Genomic DNA, 20545 nt, shown 5'->3' with positions numbered 1-20545 from the left:
AACCGCAAAAAATCATCATCAGAAAAATTCGCGCGACCGTCGGCCGCTCTCATGCATCCCGCAGCGATTGCAGCGCGGGCCGCGCCAGCACATGCCGCAGACTCAGCCAGCCGCCGACGCCCGCGCACGCGATACCGGCGGCAATCCCCGCCGGCAGCAGCCACGGATCGAAGTCCAGATAGAACTCGAACACGCGCGTGGCCAATATCGAACCGACGATCTGCGCGCCCACCGCCGCCATCAGGCCGGCAAGCGCACCGACCGCGACGAACTCGGCGACCTGCACCGCGCGCACCTGCCGGTGCGACGCGCCCAACGCGCGCAGGAGCGCGGATTCTCGCATACGCTCATCGCGCGTGCCGGCGAGCGCCGCGTACAGCACCAGCACGCCGGCCGCGAGCGTGAACGCGAACAGGAACTGCACCGCGCCGATCACCTGCTCCAACACGCGCTGCACCTGCGCGAGAATCGGGCCGGTGTCGATCGCGGTGAGGTTCGGATAGGCGGCGATCAGACCGTCGATCGTCGATTGCTGCCCGGGCGGCAGATGGAAGCTCGTGATGAAGGTCGCCGGGAAATCCTGCAGCGCGGCCGGCGGCATCAGCACGAAGAAGTTGACCTTGAACGACCCCCAGTCGAGCTTGCGCACGCTCGTGACCGGCGCGTCGATCGTGAGACCTGTCACGTCGAAGCGCAGCGTGTCGCCGGGCTTCACGTTGATCAGCTTCGCGAGCCCCTGCTCGATCGAAATCTGCGGCTTCGTCGTGTCGCCGAACCAGGTGCCCGCGGCGATCCGGTTGTCGTCGGGCAACTGCGTCGTGTACGACAGGTTGAACTCGCGGTCCACCAGACGCCGCGCGTCGTCGCCCTTGAACGAATCCGGATTCACCGGCTTGCCGTTGATCGCGACGAGCCGCCCGCGCACCATCGGCGACAGCGCCACATCCGTGATGCCGTGCGCGTCGAGATAATGCGTGACCGCGTCGCGCTGATCGGGCTGGATATCGATGATGAACTGGTTCGGCGCATCGGGCGGCGTCGATTTGCGCCAGCCCTGCACGAGGTCGTTGCGCGTCATCGCGATCAGCAGCAGACACATCAGGCCAATGCCGAGCGCGGTGATCTGCAGCGCGCTGCTACTGCTGCGCCGCTCCAGCGACGCCAGCGCATAGCGCCAGCCGATGCCCGCGTTGACGCGCTCGCTGCGCACCACCCGAGCCGAGCCCCACAACGCGAGCCGCGCGATCACCGCGAACACCAGCAACCCGCCCGCGAAGCCACCCGCGACGATGCCGCCGAGCTTCAGCTCGCCCGCCGCGACGATCAGCAGTCCCGCGAACAGCACGATGCCGAGCGCGTACGCGGCCCATGCGGTGCGCCCCGCTTCGCCCCACTCGCGACGCAGCACGCGCACTGGCGGCACGCGCGTCAACGGCAGCAGCGGCGGCAGCGCGAAACCGAGCAGCAGCACGAGGCCGGCCGCGATGCCTTCGAGCGCGGGCCACAGCGTCGGCTGCGGCAGCACCACGTCGATCAGGCCGCCGAGCCACGTCAGCAGCGCCAGATGGCCGAGATAGCCGAGCGCGACGCCAAGCGCGCCGCCGATCACCCCGAGCCCGACGAATTCGAGCGTGAACAGCGCGCGCAGCGTGGTCTGACTGACGCCGAGGCAGCGCATCGCCGCGCAGCCGTCCAGATGCCGGCGCATGTAGCGATGCGCGGCCATCGCGATCGCAACCGCCGCGAGCAGCGCGGTCAGCAGCGATACGAGCGTGAGGAAGTGGCCGGCGCGGTCGAGCGTCTGACGCACCTGCGGCTGGCCGTCGTGCAGCGATTCGAGCGCGACGCCGCGCATCTTGCCGCCGTCGACGTGCTCATGCGCGAACTGCGCGAAACGCGCGACCGCATCGTCGGAACCGGCGACCAGCAGACGGTAGGTGACGCGGCTGCCGTAGGTGATGAGACCGGTCGACTGCACGTCGTCGGCGCGCAGCATCAGGCGCGGCGAAAAGTTGACGAACGAGAAGCCGCGATCGAGTTCGCGCGTGATCAGCGCGCCGACCGTGAAGCTGCGATTGCCGACCTTCACCGTGTCGCCGATCTTCAGCTTCAGCGCGTCGAGCAGTTGCTGGTCGACCCACACGGTGCCCGGCGCCGGGATCGACGTCGCCGGACGATCGGCCGCGCCCGGCGCCGACGCGATCCGCAACGCGCCGCGCAACGGGTAATCCGGCGACACCGCCTTGACGGCCGCGAGCCGAGACGCCGGCTGCGCACCGGTCGAATTGATCATGCTCGGGAAAATCGCGGTGGTGGCGGTGCGCAGGCCGAGCCGCTGCGCCTCGGCCGCGAATTGCGGATCGACCGGATGATCGGCGCGCACGATGAAGTCGGCGGCGATCATGCGCCGCGCGTCGCGCTCGAGTCCCTGATGGAGCCGGTCGGCCAGAAAACCGACGCTCGACAACGCCGCGACGGCCAGCACGAGTGCGAGCAGCAGCATCGTCAACTCGCCCGCGCGCCAGTCGCGCGCGGTCATCCGGATCGCCTGGCGCAGCAGATCCATGCCGCCCAGCCGGCGCGCCGGCCCTGTTTCAGCGCGCGCCGTCTTACTCGCCGTCTTACTTCGTATTGCTTCGCTCAATCGTGCCTGCTCCTCGCAAATCGCGACACCATGTGCGTGGCCATGCCGCGAAAACCGCCCTGCACGCCACGCCACAATCGCGGCAACGCCCACGCCGCGAGCAGCAGAAAGCCTACCATTAGCACGAGAAACGCGAGCGGTACGAACAGCGCGAGCAGCACGCCGCCGAACACGAGGCCATCTTCGGCGGTCGAGGTCACGACGTTCGACACCGGCTCCGGCGACAGGTTGATCAGCGCACGTGTGCCCGCCTTCGCCAGATGCGCGGTGCCGGCGAGCGTGCCGCCCGCGAGCGCGGCGACCGTCAGCAGCGCCGGATCGGCGTGGCCGAGCGCGCCGGCGGCGAGCACGGCGCCGGCCGGAATGCGGATGAAGGTATGGATCGCGTCCCACAGCGAATCGAACGCGGGGATCTTGTCGGCGAGGAATTCGGCGAGCGTCAGCACCGCCGCCGCGCCGATCACCCACGGCGACGACAGCGCGGACAACGTGTTGGGCAGATGAATGAGGCCGAGACGTTCGAACACGCCGGCCAGCAGGACCGTCAGATAGAGGCGCAGACCGCTGCCCCAGGAAAGGCCAGCAGCAAGCGAAAGGGATTCAAGCATGGCCGCCTCCATGCGCTGTATGCATGCCGGGAGCCGACGCGGAGAACGTGAAATGCCCGTCGATGCCGTCGGATCCACCGGCCGGCCGCGCCAGCCGGGCCGCGGACAAAGTCAGGATCGCTTCTGTCCCATTATAGCCACGTTAATTCGCAGAACGTAGAGCGGCGAAGGGACGCTGTGGCGCGCGAGACAAAGGCGGGACCGAAAAGGGTTGTACGACAAAGGCCGCCGCGGCAACGACCCACCGCGGCCACAGCGCCCTGCGCGTCAATGACCCGACGACAGCTTCAACCCGATCAGCCCGACCACGATCAGCGATGCGCTCAGCACGCGCGCGAGCGTCAGCGCCTCACCCATCATCACGATGCCGAACACGAACGCGCCGACCGCGCCGATTCCCGTCCAGACCGCGTAGGCGGTGCCGAGCGGCAACTGGCGCATCGCGAGAGCGAGCAGCACGAAGCTGCCGAGCGCGGTCACGATCGTGAACACGGAGGGCCAGAAACGGGTGAAACCTTCGGAGGTTTTGAGACCGGCCGCCCACGCGACTTCGAGCAAACCGGCAATCAGCAGAAGAAACCAGGACATCGAGCAGCTCCCATAAAAATGGGGCCGTCCCCGATGATCGATACGAACGCAAGGTCGTCCTCGCGCCCCACAGATTATAGCCGAGTGGCCGGTTGGAGGCCTGCGCCCCACCGTCGCGACGGGCATCGCCCGCGCCGCGCATGCGCCCGACATGCGCTTTGCGCCCGTCTCACCTTCTCCACTTCACTCCCGCTACGCGGCGCCGACCAGCCGATACCCGACGCCCGTCTCGGTGACGATATGCTCCGGCTGCGCGGGATCGCGCTCCAGCTTGCCACGCAGATGCCCCATGTAGATGCGCAGATAGTGATGGCTCTCGACATGCGACGGCCCCCACACGTCGCGCAGCAACTGCCGGTGCGTGAGCACGCGGCCGGCGTGGCGCACCAGCGTCGCGAGCAGCCGGTATTCGATCGGCGTCAGATGGATCGCGACGCCGTCGCGCGTCACCTGGCGCAGCGCGAGATCGATGGTGACCTCGCCGAAATGCACCAGCGGCGACTCGTTCGCGCCGCCGTGATTGCGCCGCCGCAGATGCGCACGAATCCGCGCGAGCAGCTCGGACACGCCGAACGGCTTGGTCAGGTAGTCGTCGGCGCCGGCGTCGAGCGCGGCGACCTTCTCGCTCTCCTGGGTGCGCGCCGACAGCACGATCACCGGCAGCTCGCTCCAGCCGCGCAACTCGCGGATCACGTCGAGGCCGTCGGTATCGGGCAGGCCGAGATCGACGATCACCAGATCGGGCTTACGTGTGGCCGCTTCGACGAGCCCCTGCTTGCCGGTCTCGGCGTCGTACACGACGATCCCCTCCTCCTCGAGCGCGGCGCGCACGAAGCGGCGAATCTGCTTTTCGTCTTCGATCAGAACGACGGTGATGCTCAGGTCACTCATGGGCGGGTCGGTTGGGCGGGTTGTTTAAGTTGGCGGCGGCGTCGGGCTGGGGCTCGGTAGGCTCGGCATGCGTTTCGCCACGCGCGTCGGCGTGCGCTGCGCCACTCGCATCGACATCCATGTCGGCACGCGCCGCGGCAGACGCGCCCGGCAGCACGTGCGCGGAAGGCCCGGCACGATACGACAACTCCGCGCGGCCTTCGTCTTCGAGCGCCTCGAGCGCTTCGAGTGTATCAAGCGCATCCGGCGCGTCGGGCGGCGTCTTCACCGGCAGCGTGAACCAGAAGCGCGCGCCTTCGATACGGCCATCCGCTGCGAGCCGGTTGAGCGCGCCGATTGTACCGCCGTGCGCGTCGACGATCGCGCGACAGATCGCGAGCCCAAGGCCGATGCCCGGCTTCGCCGACTCCTTCTCTCCGCGCGTGAATTTCTCGAACACACGCGCTTCCATACCAGCGGGCAGGCCGGGCCCGTTGTCGTCGACGGTGACGCGCACGAACGACACGCCGTCCGCGTCGAGCTGCTGCGCGCCGATCGTCAGGGGCGTGCCGGCCGCCGTGTACTTCGCGGCATTCTCGAACAGGTTGGAAAAGAGCCGCTCCATCAGCACCGCGTCGAGATGCAGCAGCGGCAGATCGGCGGGCAGCCTGACCTGCACCGGGCGCCCCGCGAGCACGCGCTTGCACGCACGCAGCGCGGCGCCGACGGTTTCCTCCAGCAGTGTCCATTGCTGGTTCAGCTGCAGCTTGCCGGCCTGCAGGCGCGCCATGTCGAGCAGATTCGTGACGATGCCGGTCATGCGCAGCGCTTCGTCGTGAATCGCGTCGACCAGTTCGTCGGTATGCTGCGCCCCCGGCCCGTGGCCGTCCCGCGACTGCGCGAGCATCGACGAAAAGCCGACGATCGTCGTCAACGGCGTGCGCAGGTCGTGCGAAATCGCCGACAGCAGCGAATTGCGCAGCCGCTCCGACTCCATGTTGACGAGCGCGTCGCGCGCGATCTCGACGTAATGCACGCGTTCGAGCGCCAGCGCGATCTGCGCGGCGAACGCGTCGAGCATGCGGCGCTGCTCTGGCACGTTCAGGTCGCGCTCGTCGCGCATCACGGTCGCGAGCACGCCGCGCGTGCGCATCGGCGCCTTCAGCGGCAGATACAGCGCCGCCGCCGCGGGCAGCGTGTCGGTGCCGTGGCCGGCCGGCTTCTGCTGGTCGTAGACCCATTGGCCGACATCGAGATCCAGCGCGTCGCCTTCGAGCGTGATCGCCGCGTCGGGGTCCTCGATCTTCTGGCGGATCTGGTCGGCGCTATCCGGCAGCAGGATCGCGACGCGCGCGCCGAACACCTCGCTCACGTGCCGGCTGCCGATGCCGACGATCTGCTCGGTGGTCAGCGCGGCGGCCAGTTCGTGCGCCATCCCGTACATCGCGACGGTGCGCTGCTCGCGACGGCGCGCGGTACTCGCCTCACGGCGCAGGCTCGAGGTCAGATGGCTGATCACGAGCGAGGTCAGCAGCATGCCGAGAAACGTCAGCAAGTATTGCGTATCCGACACCGACAGCGACATGCGCGGCGGCACGAAGAAGAAATCGAACGCGGCGACGCTCGCGAACGACAGCACCACGCCTGGCCCGCGCCCGAGCTTCACCGCGGCAAAGATCACGCCGAGCAGGTACAGCATCACGAGGTTGGTCAGATCGATATGGTCGATCAGCTGGCTCGACAGCAGCGTGATGGCGGTGCAGATCGCCAGCGCGTACGCATACGCGCGCGGCGGCGAGCGCTGCTCGCTGGTCGCGTTCAACGCGTCGCGCCACGCGTTCGCGGTCGTGCTCAGCAGCCGCTTCTGCGCGCCGCCGTCGCGTTCGGACGATGCGCGAATCAGCGTCAGTTCGAGTTCGCCGCTCTTCTCGGCGATCTGCTCGCCCAGCGGCCGACGCAACCGGCGGCTGATGCCGGTGCGCGACGACGCGCCCGCCACCAGCTTCGACACGTTGCGCGCGTGCGCGTAGCCGATCAGCGCGTCGAGCGCATCGGTCGCGGCGAGCGTGGCGGTTTCGGCGCCGAGTTCGGCGGCGAGCTTCAGCGCGTTCAGCGTGCGTTCGCGGCGCGCATCGGGCAGCCGCTGCAACGCCGGCGTTTCGACATAGACGGCCAGCCAGTCGGCCTTCAGACTCGCGGCGAGACGCGCCGCCGCGCGCACCAGCGCGGGCGCTTCGGGACCGGGGCCGACACACACCAGCAGCCGCTCGCGCGCCTGCCAGACCCGCTGGATCGAACGGTCGGCGCGGTACTCGCGCATCTGCGCGTCGACGCGATCGGCGGTACGGCGCAGCGCCAGTTCGCGCAGCGCGATCAGATTGCCCTTGCGAAAGAAATTGCGTACCGCGCGTTCGGCCTGCTGCGCCATGTACACCTTGCCCTCGCGCATCCGGTCGAGCAGTTCCTCGGCCGGCAGATCGACCAGCGTCACCTCGTCGGCCTGGTCGAACACGCGGTCGGGCACCGTCTCCCATACGCGGATGCCGGTAATCTGGCCGACCACGTCGTTCAGGCTTTCGAGGTGCTGCACGTTGACCGTCGTATAGACGTCGATGCCGGCGTCGAGCAGTTCGTACACGTCCTGCCAGCGCTTCAGATGGCGCGCGCCCTGCACGTTCGAATGCGCGAGCTCGTCGACGAGGATCAGTTGCGGCTTGCGCGCGAGTGCGGCATCGAGATCGAACTCGCCGAGCTTGCGGCCGCGATATTCGATCTGCGCGAGCGGCAGCACCTCGAGCCCGGCGAGCAGCGCGGCGGTTTCGCTACGACCGTGCGTTTCGGCGATACCGACCAGCACGTCGAGACCTTCCTGCTGACGGCGGCTCGCGGCCTGCAACATCGCATAGGTCTTGCCGACGCCGGCCGACGCGCCGAAGAAAATTTTCAGCCGGCCGCGCTGACGCTTTTCTTCGTCGCGCTGCAGCTTGTCGAGCAGTTCGTCTGGATCAGGGCGGTTCATGCTCAATGATTATCGTAGTCGTGCGAGCGGCGGTGCCTGCATGGTGGCACGGCCCGCGCCGGCCCGCAAATGGCGGCGCGGCGCCACCGGGGGCGCCGCGCCTGTTCGATGCACCGTCGGCGACGATGCCCGACGGGATGGAAGACGGAACTGAAGACCGGACTGAACGAAGCCTAGCCGCGCTTCAGTTCGTCGAGCGCCAGATTGAGCTTCAGCACGTTCACGCGCGGCTCGCCGAACACGCCGAACTGGCGGCCCGTCGTGTTGCGCTCGACGAGCGCCTGCACGTCGCTCGCCGCGAGATGGCGCGCCTGCGCGACGCGCTCGACCTGATACGCGGCGGCGGCCGGACTGATCTCCGGATCCAGACCGCTGCCCGACGACGTGACCAGATCGACCGGCACCGGCTTCGACAGGTCGGTGCCCGCCGCCTTCAGCGCGGCAAGCCGGCCCTTGATCTCGTCGAGCAATGCCGGATTGTTCGGCCCGAGGTTCGAGCCGCCCGAACCCAGCGGGTTGTACGGCATCGGGCTGGTCGCCGACAGACGGCCCCAGAAGTACTGCGGCGCGTCGAACTGCTGGCCGATCAGCTGCGAGCCGACCGTCTTGCCGTTCTGCTCGATCAGGCTGCCGTTGGCCTTGTCGTGAAACGCCGCCTGGCCGAACGCGGTCATCACCGCGGGATAGGCAAGCCCGGTGATCGCGGTCAGCACCGCGAAGATCACGATCAGCGGACGGAACAGATTTTTCATGATGGGTCTCTTTCCCTTTTCAATACTGCATGGCGTCACCGCGGCTTAGCGGGACGCTGCGCACTCAAACCCAGCCGAACGCGGCCAGCACCATATCGATCAGCTTGATACCGATGAACGGCACGATGATCCCGCCGAGACCGTAGACCAGCAGATTGCGGCGCAACAGAATCGCCGCGCCCAGCGCGCGATAGCGCACGCCCTTCAACGCCAGCGGAATCAGCAGCACGATGATCAGCGCGTTGAAGATCACCGCCGACATGATCGCGGAGGTCGGCGTCGCCAGATGCATCACGTTCAGCGCGTTCAGCGCCGGATAGGTCGACGCGAACGCGGCCGGAATGATCGCGAAGTACTTGGCGATGTCGTTGGCGATCGAGAACGTGGTCAGCGAGCCGCGCGTCATCAGCATCTGCTTGCCGATCTCGACGATCTCGATCAGCTTGGTCGGATTCGAATCGAGGTCGACCATGTTGCCGGCCTCTTTCGCGGCCTGCGTGCCGGTGTTCATCGCGACCGCGACATCGGCCTGCGCGAGCGCGGGGGCGTCGTTGGTGCCGTCGCCGGTCATCGCTACGAGACGGCCTTCGGCCTGGTGCGCGCGGATCGTCGCGAGCTTGGTTTCGGGCGTGGCTTCGGCGAGGAAGTCGTCGACGCCCGCTTCGGCGGCGATCGCCGCGGCGGTCAGGCGGTTGTCGCCCGTCACCATCACGGTCTTGATGCCCATCTTGCGCAACTCGGCGAAGCGCTCCTTGATGCCGCCCTTCACGACGTCCTTCAACTCGATCACGCCGAGCACGCGCGCACCCTGCTCGCCCTTCTCGGCGACCACGAGCGGCGTGCTGCCGCGACGCGCGACGTCGGCGACCGCGCTGTTGACTTCGTTCGGGAAACGGCCGCCATGCGCTTCGACGTAGTGCCGGATCGCGTCGGCCGCGCCCTTGCGGATTTCGCGACCGTGCGTGCCGGCGGGCGTGCCCTGCGGCGCCAGATCGACGCCGCTCATCCGCGTCTGCGCGCTGAACGCGAGAAACACCGCGTGCAGCGACGCCATATCGCGCTGACGGATGTTGAAGCGCTGCTTCGCGAGCACGACGATGCTGCGGCCTTCCGGCGTTTCGTCGGCCAGCGACGACAGTTGCGCGGCATCGGCCAGCGCCTCTTCGGCGACGCCGGGCGCGGGCAGGAACTGCGAAGCCTGACGATTGCCGAGCGTGATCGTGCCGGTCTTGTCGAGCAGCAGCACGTCGACGTCGCCGGCCGCTTCGACCGCACGGCCCGACGTCGCGATCACGTTCGCCTGCATCATGCGGCTCATGCCGGCCACGCCGATCGCCGACAACAGCCCGCCGATCGTGGTCGGAATCAGGCACACGAGCAGCGCGGCGAGCGCGGTGATCGTCACCACGTGCCCGGCCTTCGCGGCCTCGACGGAGAACATCGAGAACGGCAGCAGCGTCGCGGTGGCGAGCAGCATCACGATCGTCAGCGCGACCAGCAGAATGGTCAGCGCGATTTCGTTCGGCGTCTTGGCCCGCTTCGCGCCTTCGACCATCGCGATCATGCGATCGAGGAACGCCTCGCCCGGGTTCGCGGTAACGCGCACGACGATCCAGTCCGACAGCACGCGCGTGCCACCCGTCACCGACGAAAAGTCGCCGCCCGACTCGCGGATCACCGGTGCCGATTCGCCGGTGATCGCCGATTCGTCGACCGACGCGACGCCGTCGATCACCTCGCCGTCGGCCGGAATCACGTCGCCGGTTTCGACCAGCACGACGTCGCCTTTGCGCAGATCCGACGCGGTCATGACGCGGATCGGCGACTTCGGATGCGGCTCGTTGAGCTTCTTGGCCATCACGTCTTTCTTCGCGCTGCGCAGCGACGCGGCCTGCGCCTTGGAGCGGCCCTCGGCGAGCGCCTCCGCGAAGTTCGCGAACAGCACGGTGAACCACAGCCATAGCGTGACCGCGAGAATGAAGCCCGCGGGCGCCTCGGCCTGGCCGCCGAGCGCGGCAATCCACAGAATGGTGGTCAGAATGCTGCCGACGTACACGCAGAACATCACCGGGTTGCGGAACTGCGTGCGCGGCGTGAGCTTCTTGAACGAGTCCACGATCGCCGGGCGCAGGAGCGCCGGGTCGAACATGGACCGCGTAGCGTTATGTTCAGTCATTGAATCCTCGAATATCGCTGTGCGCGCCGGGGCTTTCGCCTGCGTTGCCTTACCTTGAGCCGGCTTCGCGCCGGCGCGCTTCTTTCAGCTGTTCAGTCGCTGGTTCGGTTCAGTCCGATTCGAAAAAGGCCGCGTCAATGCGCGCCCATCATCATCAGATGCTCGACGCCCGGACCGAGCGCGAGTGCCGGCACATAGGTCAGCGCGCCGACCAGCAGCACGGTGCCAAGCAGCAGCACGACGAACAGCGGTCCATGCGTCGGCAGCGTGCCGCCAGTCACGCCGATGCGCTTCTTCGACGCGAGCGAGCCGGCGATCGCCAGCACCGGCACGATCGTGCCGAAGCGTCCGAACCACATCGCGATGCCGGTCAGCCAGTTGTAGAACGGCGTGTTCACCGACAGACCCGCGAACGCGCTGCCGTTGTTGTTCGCGACCGAGCTGAACGCGTAGAGGATTTCGGAGAAGCCGTGCGCGCCGGGGTTGGAAATCCCCGCGCGGCCGGCTTCGGTGAGCACCGCGATCGAGGTACCGACCAGCACCAGCAGCGGCGTGAGCAGCACGACGATCGACACCATCTTCATCTCGTACGCCTCGATCTTCTTGCCGACATACTCAGGAGTACGGCCGATCATCAGCCCCGCGACGAACACCGCGAGCAGCGCGAACACCAGCATCCCGTACAGGCCCGAGCCGACGCCGCCGAAAATCACTTCGCCGAGCTGCATCAGTAGCATCGGGAACAGGCCGCCGATCGGCGTCAGCGAGTCGTGCGTATTGGCGACCGCGCCGCACGATGCCGCCGTGGTCGCGACCGTGAAGATGCCCGACTGGGCGATGCCGAAGCGGGTTTCCTTGCCTTCCGCATTGCCGCCCGATTGCAGCGCGTTCGCGGACTGATCGACGTTGAGCGCGGTGAAGGCCGGATTGCCGCCCTGCTCCGCGCTGATCTCGCCGAACACGCACACGCCGAACGCGATCGTCATCGCCGCGAGCACCGCCACGCCCTGCCGACGATCGCCGATCACGCGACCGAACACGAGCGCGAGCGCGGCCGGAATGATCAGGATCGAGAAGATCTGCAGCATGTTCGAGAACGGCGTCGGGTTTTCGTACGGATGCGCGGAGTTGCCGTTGAAGAAGCCGCCGCCGTTGGTGCCGAGCATCTTGATCGCTTCCTGCGACGCAACCGGGCCCATCGCGATGGTCTGCGTCTTCACCTGGGTGTCGACCGTCACCGGATTGCCGTTCGCGTCCTTGACCGGATTGCCTTGCGCGTCGAGCTTCGGCGCGGCGTAGGTGGTGGTCTGCAGCGTCGGCACATCCTGGTACGCCTTGAAGTTCTGGATCACGCCCTGGCTCATCAGCAGCGCCGCGATGATCGCCGCCATCGGGATCAGCACGTACATCGTCACGCGCGTGATATCGACCCAGAAGTTGCCGATGGTCTGCGCGCTATGCCGCGCAAAGCCGCGAATCAGCGCGATCACGACGACGATGCCGGTCGCCGCCGACAGGAAGTTCTGCACGGTCATGCCGAGCATCTGCGTCAGATAGCTGACCGCCTGCTCGGGCGTGTAGTCCTGCCAGTTGGTGTTGGTGACGAAGCTGACCGCGGTGTTGAACGCGCTGTCGACCGACATCGCGCCGAACTGCTGCGGGTTGCCCGGCAGCCAGCCCTGCACGCGCAGCAGCACGTACAGGAACGCCGCGCCGAACACGTTGAACGCGATCGTGGCGATCGCGTAATGCTTCCAGCTCATTTCCGCCGTCGGATCGACGCCCGCGATGCGGTACAGCAGCTTTTCGAACGGCGCGCCCACGCGCAGCACGCGCGAGCTGCCGTCCATCACCCCACCGATATAGCGGGACACCGGCACCGCGGCAGCCAGCAGCACGACGATGAAAAGCGTTGCCTGCAGGACATTGTTCGCGTTCATTCGATGTCCTCCGCGCGCAGCAACGCATAGACCAGATAGACGAAAAGCAGCGCGGTGCACGCGCCGGCCAGCCACAGCATCCAGGTCATGAGCGTGCTCCCTGTCCACGACGGAACTGCATCAGCTTCTCGCAGCCGCCGATCAGTCCAAAGGTCAGCACGGCAAACAGCACCAGCCCCCCCACATACAGCACATCCATTCTTGTTCTCCATTGACGGACTTTGGATGAATCGAACGGTATGCCGATCGGCCTAAAGGTCTGGTCAAAGATGATGGATCGTGCGTAAAAAACGCGTAAAACCGTGCGCAAAAAGCATAGGGCCGCGCCACCTTGCGGTGGCGCGGCCCTGGTCGAGAGGTTTTCGCGGTTGCCTGTAGCGACTGCTCGAGCTGTCTGTATCGGCTGCTTGCAGCAGTGGTCTCGGTCGGCTTTCAGGTAGCCCGGTTCGTCCTTACGGCAACAGAATCGTCGAGCCGGTCGTGCGACGCCCTTCGAGGTCCGCATGCGCCTGCCCCACGTCCGACAGCGCATAACGCTGATTGATGCTCGTCTTGACCTTGCCCGAGCCCAGCACGTCGAACAGCTCGGCGGCCATCGACTCGTAGTCCGCGCGTTTGGCCATGTAGGTGAAGAGCGTCGGGCGCGTGAAGAACAGCGAGCCGCGTCCGGCGAATTCCGACGAATCGATCGGCGGCAACGGTCCCGACGCATTGCCGAAGCTGACGAAGAGCCCGAGCGGCGCGAGGCAGTCGAGCGACTTCTCGAAGGTGTCCTTGCCGATCGAATCGTAGACGACCGGCACGCCCGCGCCGTTGGTGATCTCGCGCACGCGTTTCGTGAAGTTCTCGCGCGTGTAGACGATCGCGTGATCGCAGCCGTGCGCTTTCGCGATCTCGGCTTTCTCGTCGGAGCCGACCGTGCCGATCACGGTCGCGCCGAGCGCCTTCGCCCACTGGCACACCAGCAGACCGACGCCGCCCGCCGCGGCCTGGATCAGGATCGTGTCGCCGGCCTTCACGCGATAGGTGCGGCGCAGCAGATACTGCGCGGTCAAACCTTGCAGCATCACCGACGCGGCCTGCTCGTCGCTGACCGCATCGGGCAGCCTGACGACCTGCGCGGCCGGCAGCACGCGCTCCTGCGCATACGCGCCGGGCGGACGCCCAACATAGGCGACGCGATCGCCGACCTTCAGGTCGCTCACGCCCGCGCCGAGCGCGACGACCTCGCCGGCGGCCTCCATGCCGAGGCCGCCCGGCAGCGGCAGCGGATAGAGGCCGGTGCGGAAATACACGTCGATATAGTTGAGACCGACCGCCGTCTGACGGATGCGGATCTCGCCCGCGCCGGGTTCGCCTACTTCGACGTCGACCCATTTCATCACGTCGGGGCCGCCGGTTTTATCGAATCGGATTGCCTTGACCATCATGTCTCCTTGATCGAATTGGGGTATGGGTTCATGCGGAAGCCTGGGCGCGGCGCGCGGTGATCGCCAGTGCGGCGCCGCACGTTGGCGGCTCCTTTGCGGCTCCTTTGCGGCACGTTCTCGGCACCTTTGCCGCGCCTTCGGCTGCGGGCGCCGCGGGCCGCCGCGCCGTCAGGCCGCGCCTTTCAGGCGCAGCGTCAGCACGTCGAGCACCATGCGCGCGGTCGAGATGTTGGTCGCGCACGGAATGTTGTGCACGTCGCACGCGCGCACCAGCGCGTTGATGTCCGGCTCGTGCGGCTGCGGCGTCATCGGGTCGCGCAGGAAGATCACCATGTCGACGCGCCCTTCGGCGAGTTGCGCGCCGATCTGCAGGTCGCCGCCGTGCGGCCCGGACAGCATACGTTCGACCTGCAGCCCATGCGCGTCGCTGATGCGTCCGCCGGTCGTGCCGGTCGCGATGATGTCGCAGCGCCTGAGCGTGTCGACATACTCGCCGGCCAGTTTGACGATGTCGTCCTTCTTGTGATCGTGCGCGATCAACGCAATGCGGGTGCTCATGACGTAAGACTCCTCAAACCGTTGTGACTATCGTTGTTGTGATGGGGTGTGATGCGCACCGCGCGGGCGCATTGCCTGCGCGGCGCGCCGATGCGCCTCCCAAATGCCTCCCGAGCGCCTCAATACGTGCCCGGATACGCGCCGCCGTCGATCAGCCAGTTCTGCCCGGTGATGTAACCCGCATGCGCGCTGCACAGGAACGCGCAGGCGCGGCCGAATTCGTCGCGCGTGCCGAAACGCCCGGCGGGGATCGTCTGCATGCGCTGCTGGCGCGCTTCGTCGACGGAAATGTTGTAGCTCTTCGCCTGCGCCTCGAAGGTGACGGCGATGCGGTCGGTGTCGAACAGGCCCGGCAGCAGATTGTTGATCGTCACGCCGGTCGGCGCGACCTTGCGCGCGAGGCCCGCGACAAAACCGGTCAGCCCCGAGCGCGCGCCGTTCGACAGACCCAGCACGTCGATCGGCGCCTTCACCGCCGAGCTCGTGATATTGACGATACGCCCGAAACCGCGCGCGCTCATCGTGTCGATGGTCTGACGGATCAGCTCGATCGGCGTCAGCATGTTGGCTTCCAGCGCGCGAATCCAGTCGTCGTGCGTGAACTTGCGGAAATCGCCCGGCGGCGGGCCGCCCGCGTTGTTGACGAGAATGTCCGGCTGCGGACAGGCGGCGAGCGCCGCGGCGCGACCCTCGGGCGTGGTGATGTCGCACGCGACGGTCTTGACCTCGACGCCGCTCTGCTTGCGGATTTCCGCGGCGGTGGCCTCGAGCGTCTCGGCGGTGCGCGCGACGATGGTCAGATTGACGCCCTCGGCGGCGAGCGCTTCCGCGCAGCCGCGTCCCAAACCCTTACTCGCCGCGCAAACGAGCGCGGTACGTCCTGCAATTCCCATGTCCATGGTGATGTCCTCGTGGCGAAGTCCCGGCGCCGGTGCGCGCGGGCGTTGCGAAAGTTTTCCCCGATTCTAGAAGAATCGGGGGCGGACTGTGGCACGTTGCTGCAATGCCATGATGCGATGGCGGTTGCGGTTGCGGTGACATTACGGCGCGGTTGCGGTGACCTTGCGGCGCCGTTGCGTTGGCGCGGCGGCGAAGTGGCAGTGAAGTAGCCACAACGTGGCGGCAATCTCAGGTATCGCGTGGCGGCACTCTTTCGGTAAACTTGCGGCGTGGCGCGCCCCGCGCTTTTCTCCGCCAGCCCTCCTTGCATGGACGGCACGCACGAAAAGCGACGCAAAGCGCGCCGAACCGATCCACCTTGCCGCCACGCGCGAGCCCCGCCATGACCCAGGACAGCCGTTTTCCCAATCTTTTCATCCTCGATCACCCGCTGATCCAGCACAAGCTCTCGCACATGCGCGACCGGGACACCTCGACGCGCACGTTCCGCGACCTGCTGCGCGAGATCACGCTGCTGATGGGCTACGAAATCACCCGCAATCTGCCGATGACCACCCGCCGCATCACCACCCCGCTCGTCGACATCGACGCGCCGGTGATCGCCGGCAAGAAGCTCGCGATCGTGCCGGTGCTGCGCGCGGGCGTCGGCATGTCCGACGGCCTGCTCGAGCTGGTGCCGTCGGCGCGGGTCGGCCACATCGGCGTGTATCGCGCGGAAGACCACCGGCCGGTCGAATACCTGGTGCGGCTGCCGGACCTCGAGGACCGCGTGTTCATCCTGTGCGATCCGATGGTCGCGACCGGCTACTCGGCCGTGCACGCGGTCGACGTGCTCAAGCGCCGCAACGTCGCCGGCGAGAACATCATGTTCCTCGCGCTGGTCGCCGCGCCCGAGGGCGTGCAGGTGTTCCAGGACGCCCACCCGGACGTCAAGCTGTTCGTCGCGTCGCTCGACTCGCATCTGAACGAGCACGCGTATATCGTGCCGGGCCTCGGCGACGCGGGCGACCGGCTGTTCGGCACCAAGAACTGACGAAAAGAACTAGCGCAACGCCCGCCCCCACGCATTGGGGGCGGGCCGCCATGCCACAGCCCCTCTGCCGCGCGGGCGCGGCGTGATAAAATTCAAATCCGCTTGAGGACGCTCTCGACGAGCGGCCAGACCCGCACGATCACTCGCACCACTGCCTGCAACCTCGCCAGGCGCAACGCGCGTCGTCGCGGCGCCTGTCCGACCGGCGCCACGTTCGCCGGCAAGCCGCCTGCCCCAACCGTGCTGCCACCTGCCGCCCCGCCTGGCCGGGCCGGCCAGGTCTGAACCGGCATCCACGCATTCAGGCGGCGCGCAAGCGGCAAGGAGCGCGAGAACGGCCGGGTTCTGTCGGGACGAGCGACCGGTATCAGTCGTCGGCACAAGCGTGGCACGAGCGGTCGGCGGCACGAGTGGCCGAAGCAAGCGGCCGGAACAGGCGGCCGGCATGGCGGCCAGCCCCGAGCGGGCCGGCCATGACGGACAGGTTGCCAACGGGTGGGGACGATGACCCGCCGGCAGCCTTTCAGGACGATTCGACATCGCGGCGCGACTCACCGGCGCCCGACATCGCGACGACAATTGCACTATGCGTGCGCCCCGGCGGCGCGCGCGACGGAGAAAAGTATGGCGGGTCATTCGAAATGGGCCAACATCAAGCATAAGAAAGCAGCGGCCGATGCCAAGCGCGGCAAGGTCTGGACGCGGCTCATCAAGGAAATCCAGGTCGCGGCACGCATGGGCGGCGGCGAAATCGACTCGAATCCGCGTCTGCGGCTCGCCGTCGAAAAGGCGTACGACGCCAACATGCCGAAAGACAACATCAACCGCGCGATCCAGCGCGGTGTCGGCGGCGTGGACGGCGCGAACTACGAGGAAATCCGCTACGAAGGCTACGGCATCGGCGGCGCGGCGGTGATCGTCGACACGCTGACCGACAACCGCACCCGCACGGTCGCCGAAGTGCGCCACGCGTTCTCGAAGAACGGCGGCAACATGGGCACGGACGGCTCCGTGGCGTTCATGTTCGATCACGTCGGCCAGTTCCTGTTCGCCCCCGGCACCGCCGAAGACACGCTGATGGAAGCCGCGCTCGAAGCCGGCGCGGACGACGTCGTCACGAACGAAGACGGCAGCATCGAAGTGCTGTGCCCGCCGCACGATTTCTCGAAGGTGAAGGCAGCACTGGAAGCGGCGGGCTTCAAGGCCGAACTGGCCGAAGTCACAATGAAGCCGCAGAACGAAGTCGAGTTCACCGGCGACGACGCGGCGAAGATGCAGAAACTGCTCGACGCGCTGGAGAATCTGGACGACGTGCAGGACGTCTATACGAACGCGTCGATCGCCGACGAATGACGGCGCACCGGCCCCGCGTGACGCGCAGATCGCGCCGCGGCGCCGGATCCGGGCCTCGCCGGCCCACGCAGTTGATGGTTTATTGCACGGCTGGGCGCCTCGCCCAGCCGTTTATGATTTTCAAGTCTCGGGGATTCACATGAAGTTACTCGTCGTCGGTTCCGGCGGTCGCGAACATGCGCTCGCATGGAAGCTCGCGCAATCGCCGCGGGTCCAGCTCGTCTACGTTGCGCCGGGCAACGGCGGCACCGCTCAGGATGAACGTCTGCGCAATCTCGACATCACCGAGCCGGCCGCGCTCGCGGATTTCGTCGAGCAGGAGCAGATCGCCTTCACGCTGGTCGGGCCGGAAGCGCCGCTCGCGGCGGGCATCGTCAACCTGTTCCGCTCGCGCGGCCTGAAGATTTTCGGCCCCACGAAGGAAGCCGCGCAGCTCGAAAGCTCGAAGGACTTCGCGAAGGCGTTCATGAAGCGCCACGGCATTCCGACCGCCGAATACGAAACCTTCGCCGACGCCACCGCCGCGCACGCGTATCTGGACGCCAAGGGCGCACCGATCGTGATCAAGGCCGACGGCCTCGCGGCCGGCAAGGGCGTGGTGGTCGCGATGACGCTGGAAGAAGCGCACACCGCGGTCGACATGATGCTGTCGGACAACAAGCTCGGCGATGCCGGCGCGCGCGTCGTGATCGAGGAATTCCTCGCCGGCGAGGAAGCGAGCTTCATCGTGATGGTCGACGGCAAGCACGTGCTCGCGCTCGCGTCGAGCCAGGATCACAAGCGTCTGCTCGACGGCGACCAGGGCCCGAACACGGGCGGCATGGGCGCCTACTCGCCCGCGCCGATCGTCACGCCGCAGCTGCACGCACGCGTGATGCGCGAAATCATCCTGCCGACCGTGCGCGGCATGGAGAAGGAAGGCATCCGCTACACCGGCTTCCTGTACGCCGGTCTGATGATCGACGCGCAAGGCAACCCGAAGACGCTCGAATTCAACTGCCGGATGGGCGACCCCGAAACGCAGCCGATCATGGCGCGTCTGAAGGGCGACTATTCGAAAGTGGTCGAACACGCGATCGCCGGCACGCTGGATACCGTTGAGCTCGAATGGGACCGCCGCACCGCGCTCGGCGTCGTGCTGGCCGCGCACAACTATCCGGACACGCCGCGAAAGGGCGACCGCATCAACGGCATCCCCGCCGAAACCGCGGATTCGGTCACGTTCCACGCCGGCACCACGCTGACGGACGGCAAGCTCACCACCTCGGGCGGACGCGTGCTGTGCGTCGTCGGTCTGGCGGATTCGGTGCGCACCGCGCAGGCGGCCGCCTACGAAACGATCAACCAGATCGCCTTCGACGGCATGCAGTATCGCCGCGACATCGGCTATCGCGCGCTCAATCGCAAGCTCGACGCGCGCACCGACGGCAAGTAATAAGCGTCTCGCGCCGCCCTCGCCTGCTTGAGCCCGCCTGGACCGGCCGGCGCAGGGCGGTGACGCCGCGGGCGCTACACTGCGTCTTGCGCGCGCGTCGCGACGGGTGGGCGCGGGCTGGTCTGGCGAATCGCCACGGCGCGCGGTAACAACGCACGGGCGGCATCGGCAACACCGGCCGCCACGCTCCGCTTCAGCGGCGCATCCGGCCCGCGCCGGCTTCCCGCCGACGCGTCCGTGGCCATCGCCCTCTTTCGAACAACCCGCGGCGCGACGAGCGTGCCGCCCTCAGCACCTGCATTCATGAGCAATTCGAGCTACGACGCACAGGCCGTGCGCAGCTGGCTGCAAGGCCTGCAAACGCACATCGCGGACACCCTCGGCGCGTTCGACGGCACCGCATTCGCGACCGACGCGTGGCAACGCGCGCCGGGCGAGAAGCTGCGCGGCGGCGGCGTCACGCGAATTCTCGAAGGCGGACAGTTCTTCGAGCGCGCGGGCATCGGTTTCTCGGACGTCGCCGGCGACGCGCTACCGGGCTCGGCGAGCGCCACGCGCCCCCAACTGGCCGGGCGCGGCTTCGAAGCAATGGGCGTGTCGCTCGTGCTGCACCCGCACAATCCGCATTGCCCGACCGTGCACATGAACGTGCGCCTGCTCGTCGCGACGAAGGAAGGCGAAGAGCCGGTGTTCTGGTTCGGCGGCGGCATGGACCTGACGCCCTACTACGGCTACGAGGAAGACGCGCGGCATTTCCATCAGGTCTGCCGCGACGCGCTCGCACCCTACGGCGCGGACCTGTACCCGCGCTTCAAGCGCTGGTGCGACGAATACTTTTTCCTCAAGCATCGCAACGAGCCGCGCGGCATCGGCGGAATTTTCTTCGACGATTTCTCGGCCTCCGGCTTCGAGCAAGCGTTCGCGATGGTCAAGAGCGTCGGCGAGGGTTTCCTGAAGGCCTACCTGCCGATCATCGAGCGGCGCCGCAATACGCCGTACGGTGAAGCCGAGCGCGCGTTCCAGGCATACCGGCGCGGCCGCTACGTCGAGTTCAATCTGGTCTTCGACCGTGGCACACTATTTGGACTGCAAAGCGGCGGACGCACCGAATCGATCCTGATGTCGATGCCGCCCGTGGTGAACTGGCGCTACGACTGGCAGCCCGAGCCGGGCACACCGGAAGCACGTTTGTATAGCGATTTTCTCGTGCCGCGCGAGTGGGCGTGACGCGCCGTCCGC

At 67.2% G+C, this 20545-nt stretch carries 17 protein-coding genes; 4 read left to right on the top strand and 13 right to left on the bottom strand.

The features are described 5' to 3' along the window. Nucleotides 1-49: 49 nt before the first annotated feature. The 13 genes from HHL14_RS19895 to HHL14_RS19835 form a co-directional block, all read right to left on the bottom strand. Nucleotides 50-2566, bottom strand: coding sequence for an ABC transporter permease (locus HHL14_RS19895; protein WP_230413139.1), 2517 nt, complete (start codon nucleotides 2564-2566; stop codon nucleotides 50-52). Between the two features lie 74 nt (nucleotides 2567-2640). Beyond that, nucleotides 2641-3252, bottom strand: a complete 612-nt coding sequence (locus HHL14_RS19890; RefSeq protein ID WP_169499328.1) for a DUF4126 domain-containing protein — start codon at nucleotides 3250-3252, stop codon at nucleotides 2641-2643. A 267-nt stretch (nucleotides 3253-3519) separates the two neighbouring features. Then, nucleotides 3520-3840, bottom strand: coding sequence for a quaternary ammonium compound efflux SMR transporter SugE (sugE, locus tag HHL14_RS19885; protein WP_169499327.1), 321 nt, complete (start codon nucleotides 3838-3840; stop codon nucleotides 3520-3522). A 192-nt stretch (nucleotides 3841-4032) separates the two neighbouring features. Next, nucleotides 4033-4731, bottom strand: coding sequence for a two-component system response regulator KdpE (gene kdpE, locus HHL14_RS19880; protein WP_169499326.1), 699 nt, complete (start codon nucleotides 4729-4731; stop codon nucleotides 4033-4035). After that, nucleotides 4724-7729 carry a DUF4118 domain-containing protein gene (locus HHL14_RS19875; RefSeq protein ID WP_230413138.1) on the bottom strand — a complete coding sequence of 1002 codons (3006 nt, stop codon included), beginning with the start codon at nucleotides 7727-7729 and terminating at the stop codon, nucleotides 4724-4726. Before HHL14_RS19875 ends, kdpE begins: the two co-directional genes overlap by 8 nt. A gap of 173 nt (nucleotides 7730-7902) precedes the next feature. Beyond that, nucleotides 7903-8481, bottom strand: coding sequence for a potassium-transporting ATPase subunit KdpC (gene kdpC / locus HHL14_RS19870; protein ID WP_169499325.1), 579 nt, complete (start codon nucleotides 8479-8481; stop codon nucleotides 7903-7905). Between the two features lie 64 nt (nucleotides 8482-8545). After that, nucleotides 8546-10657 (bottom strand): potassium-transporting ATPase subunit KdpB, encoded by a 2112-nt coding sequence (kdpB, locus tag HHL14_RS19865; RefSeq protein ID WP_169499324.1) that lies wholly within the window; start codon nucleotides 10655-10657, stop codon nucleotides 8546-8548. 134 nt (nucleotides 10658-10791) lie between these two features. Further along, a complete protein-coding gene (gene kdpA, locus HHL14_RS19860) occupies nucleotides 10792-12597 on the bottom strand; it encodes a potassium-transporting ATPase subunit KdpA (RefSeq protein WP_169499323.1) in 1806 nt (601 codons plus the stop codon). Further along, nucleotides 12594-12686, bottom strand: a complete 93-nt coding sequence (gene kdpF / locus HHL14_RS19855) for a K(+)-transporting ATPase subunit F (protein WP_027197179.1) — start codon at nucleotides 12684-12686, stop codon at nucleotides 12594-12596. The genes kdpA and kdpF overlap by 4 nt, the downstream gene beginning before the upstream one ends. Further along, nucleotides 12683-12796, bottom strand: coding sequence for a potassium ABC transporter ATPase (locus HHL14_RS19850; protein WP_169499322.1), 114 nt, complete (start codon nucleotides 12794-12796; stop codon nucleotides 12683-12685). Before HHL14_RS19850 ends, kdpF begins: the two co-directional genes overlap by 4 nt. Nucleotides 12797-13049: 253 nt before the next feature. Next, nucleotides 13050-14024: a quinone oxidoreductase family protein gene (locus HHL14_RS19845; protein ID WP_169499396.1), complete on the bottom strand. Its 975-nt coding sequence runs from the start codon at nucleotides 14022-14024 to the stop codon at nucleotides 13050-13052. 171 nt (nucleotides 14025-14195) lie between these two features. After that, entirely contained in the window at nucleotides 14196-14585 is a 390-nt protein-coding gene (locus HHL14_RS19840; RefSeq protein WP_169499321.1) for a methylglyoxal synthase, read from the bottom strand. Nucleotides 14586-14704: 119 nt separating this feature from the next. Continuing rightward, the gene (locus HHL14_RS19835; RefSeq protein WP_169499320.1) at nucleotides 14705-15484 is read right to left on the bottom strand and encodes an SDR family oxidoreductase; all 780 of its coding nucleotides are present in this window, start codon (nucleotides 15482-15484) and stop codon (nucleotides 14705-14707) included. 383 nt (nucleotides 15485-15867) lie between these two features. On the opposite strand from HHL14_RS19835, the gene upp reads away from it, so the two are divergent. The 4 genes from upp to hemF all read left to right on the top strand — a co-directional run bounded on the left by upp (nucleotide 15868) and on the right by hemF (nucleotide 20533). Continuing rightward, the gene (gene upp / locus HHL14_RS19830) at nucleotides 15868-16518 is read left to right on the top strand and encodes a uracil phosphoribosyltransferase (protein WP_169499319.1); all 651 of its coding nucleotides are present in this window, start codon (nucleotides 15868-15870) and stop codon (nucleotides 16516-16518) included. A gap of 624 nt (nucleotides 16519-17142) precedes the next feature. Then, nucleotides 17143-17871 carry a YebC/PmpR family DNA-binding transcriptional regulator gene (locus HHL14_RS19825; protein ID WP_169499318.1) on the top strand — a complete coding sequence of 243 codons (729 nt, stop codon included), beginning with the start codon at nucleotides 17143-17145 and terminating at the stop codon, nucleotides 17869-17871. Nucleotides 17872-18010: 139 nt separating this feature from the next. Beyond that, nucleotides 18011-19306, top strand: a complete 1296-nt coding sequence (gene purD, locus HHL14_RS19820; RefSeq protein WP_169499317.1) for a phosphoribosylamine--glycine ligase — start codon at nucleotides 18011-18013, stop codon at nucleotides 19304-19306. Between the two features lie 303 nt (nucleotides 19307-19609). Further along, a complete protein-coding gene (gene hemF / locus HHL14_RS19815; RefSeq protein ID WP_169499316.1) occupies nucleotides 19610-20533 on the top strand; it encodes an oxygen-dependent coproporphyrinogen oxidase in 924 nt (307 codons plus the stop codon). Nucleotides 20534-20545: the final 12 nt, after the last annotated feature.

This window comes from Paraburkholderia antibiotica (assembly GCF_012927125.1).
GTDB lineage: Bacteria > Pseudomonadota > Gammaproteobacteria > Burkholderiales > Burkholderiaceae > Paraburkholderia > Paraburkholderia antibiotica.
Note: the sequence above shows the minus strand (reverse complement) of the source record. Positions and strands in the feature narration are given on the sequence as shown.

Coding starts and splice junctions, on each gene's coding strand:
- HHL14_RS19845 (WP_169499396.1), bottom strand. CDS start 14,024: ATGGTCAAGGCAATCCGATTCGATAAAACCGGCGGCCCCGACGTGATG.
- HHL14_RS19835 (WP_169499320.1), bottom strand. CDS start 15,484: ATGGACATGGGAATTGCAGGACGTACCGCGCTCGTTTGCGCGGCGAGT.
- kdpE (WP_169499326.1), bottom strand. CDS start 4,731: ATGAGTGACCTGAGCATCACCGTCGTTCTGATCGAAGACGAAAAGCAG.
- HHL14_RS19890 (WP_169499328.1), bottom strand. CDS start 3,252: ATGCTTGAATCCCTTTCGCTTGCTGCTGGCCTTTCCTGGGGCAGCGGT.
- HHL14_RS19840 (WP_169499321.1), bottom strand. CDS start 14,585: ATGAGCACCCGCATTGCGTTGATCGCGCACGATCACAAGAAGGACGAC.
- kdpB (WP_169499324.1), bottom strand. CDS start 10,657: ATGACTGAACATAACGCTACGCGGTCCATGTTCGACCCGGCGCTCCTG.
- HHL14_RS19825 (WP_169499318.1), top strand. CDS start 17,143: ATGGCGGGTCATTCGAAATGGGCCAACATCAAGCATAAGAAAGCAGCG.
- upp (WP_169499319.1), top strand. CDS start 15,868: ATGACCCAGGACAGCCGTTTTCCCAATCTTTTCATCCTCGATCACCCG.
- purD (WP_169499317.1), top strand. CDS start 18,011: ATGAAGTTACTCGTCGTCGGTTCCGGCGGTCGCGAACATGCGCTCGCA.
- HHL14_RS19875 (WP_230413138.1), bottom strand. CDS start 7,729: ATGAACCGCCCTGATCCAGACGAACTGCTCGACAAGCTGCAGCGCGAC.
- kdpA (WP_169499323.1), bottom strand. CDS start 12,597: ATGAACGCGAACAATGTCCTGCAGGCAACGCTTTTCATCGTCGTGCTG.
- hemF (WP_169499316.1), top strand. CDS start 19,610: ATGAGCAATTCGAGCTACGACGCACAGGCCGTGCGCAGCTGGCTGCAA.
- HHL14_RS19850 (WP_169499322.1), bottom strand. CDS start 12,796: ATGGATGTGCTGTATGTGGGGGGGCTGGTGCTGTTTGCCGTGCTGACC.
- kdpF (WP_027197179.1), bottom strand. CDS start 12,686: ATGACCTGGATGCTGTGGCTGGCCGGCGCGTGCACCGCGCTGCTTTTC.
- HHL14_RS19895 (WP_230413139.1), bottom strand. CDS start 2,566: ATGGATCTGCTGCGCCAGGCGATCCGGATGACCGCGCGCGACTGGCGC.
- kdpC (WP_169499325.1), bottom strand. CDS start 8,481: ATGAAAAATCTGTTCCGTCCGCTGATCGTGATCTTCGCGGTGCTGACC.
- sugE (WP_169499327.1), bottom strand. CDS start 3,840: ATGTCCTGGTTTCTTCTGCTGATTGCCGGTTTGCTCGAAGTCGCGTGG.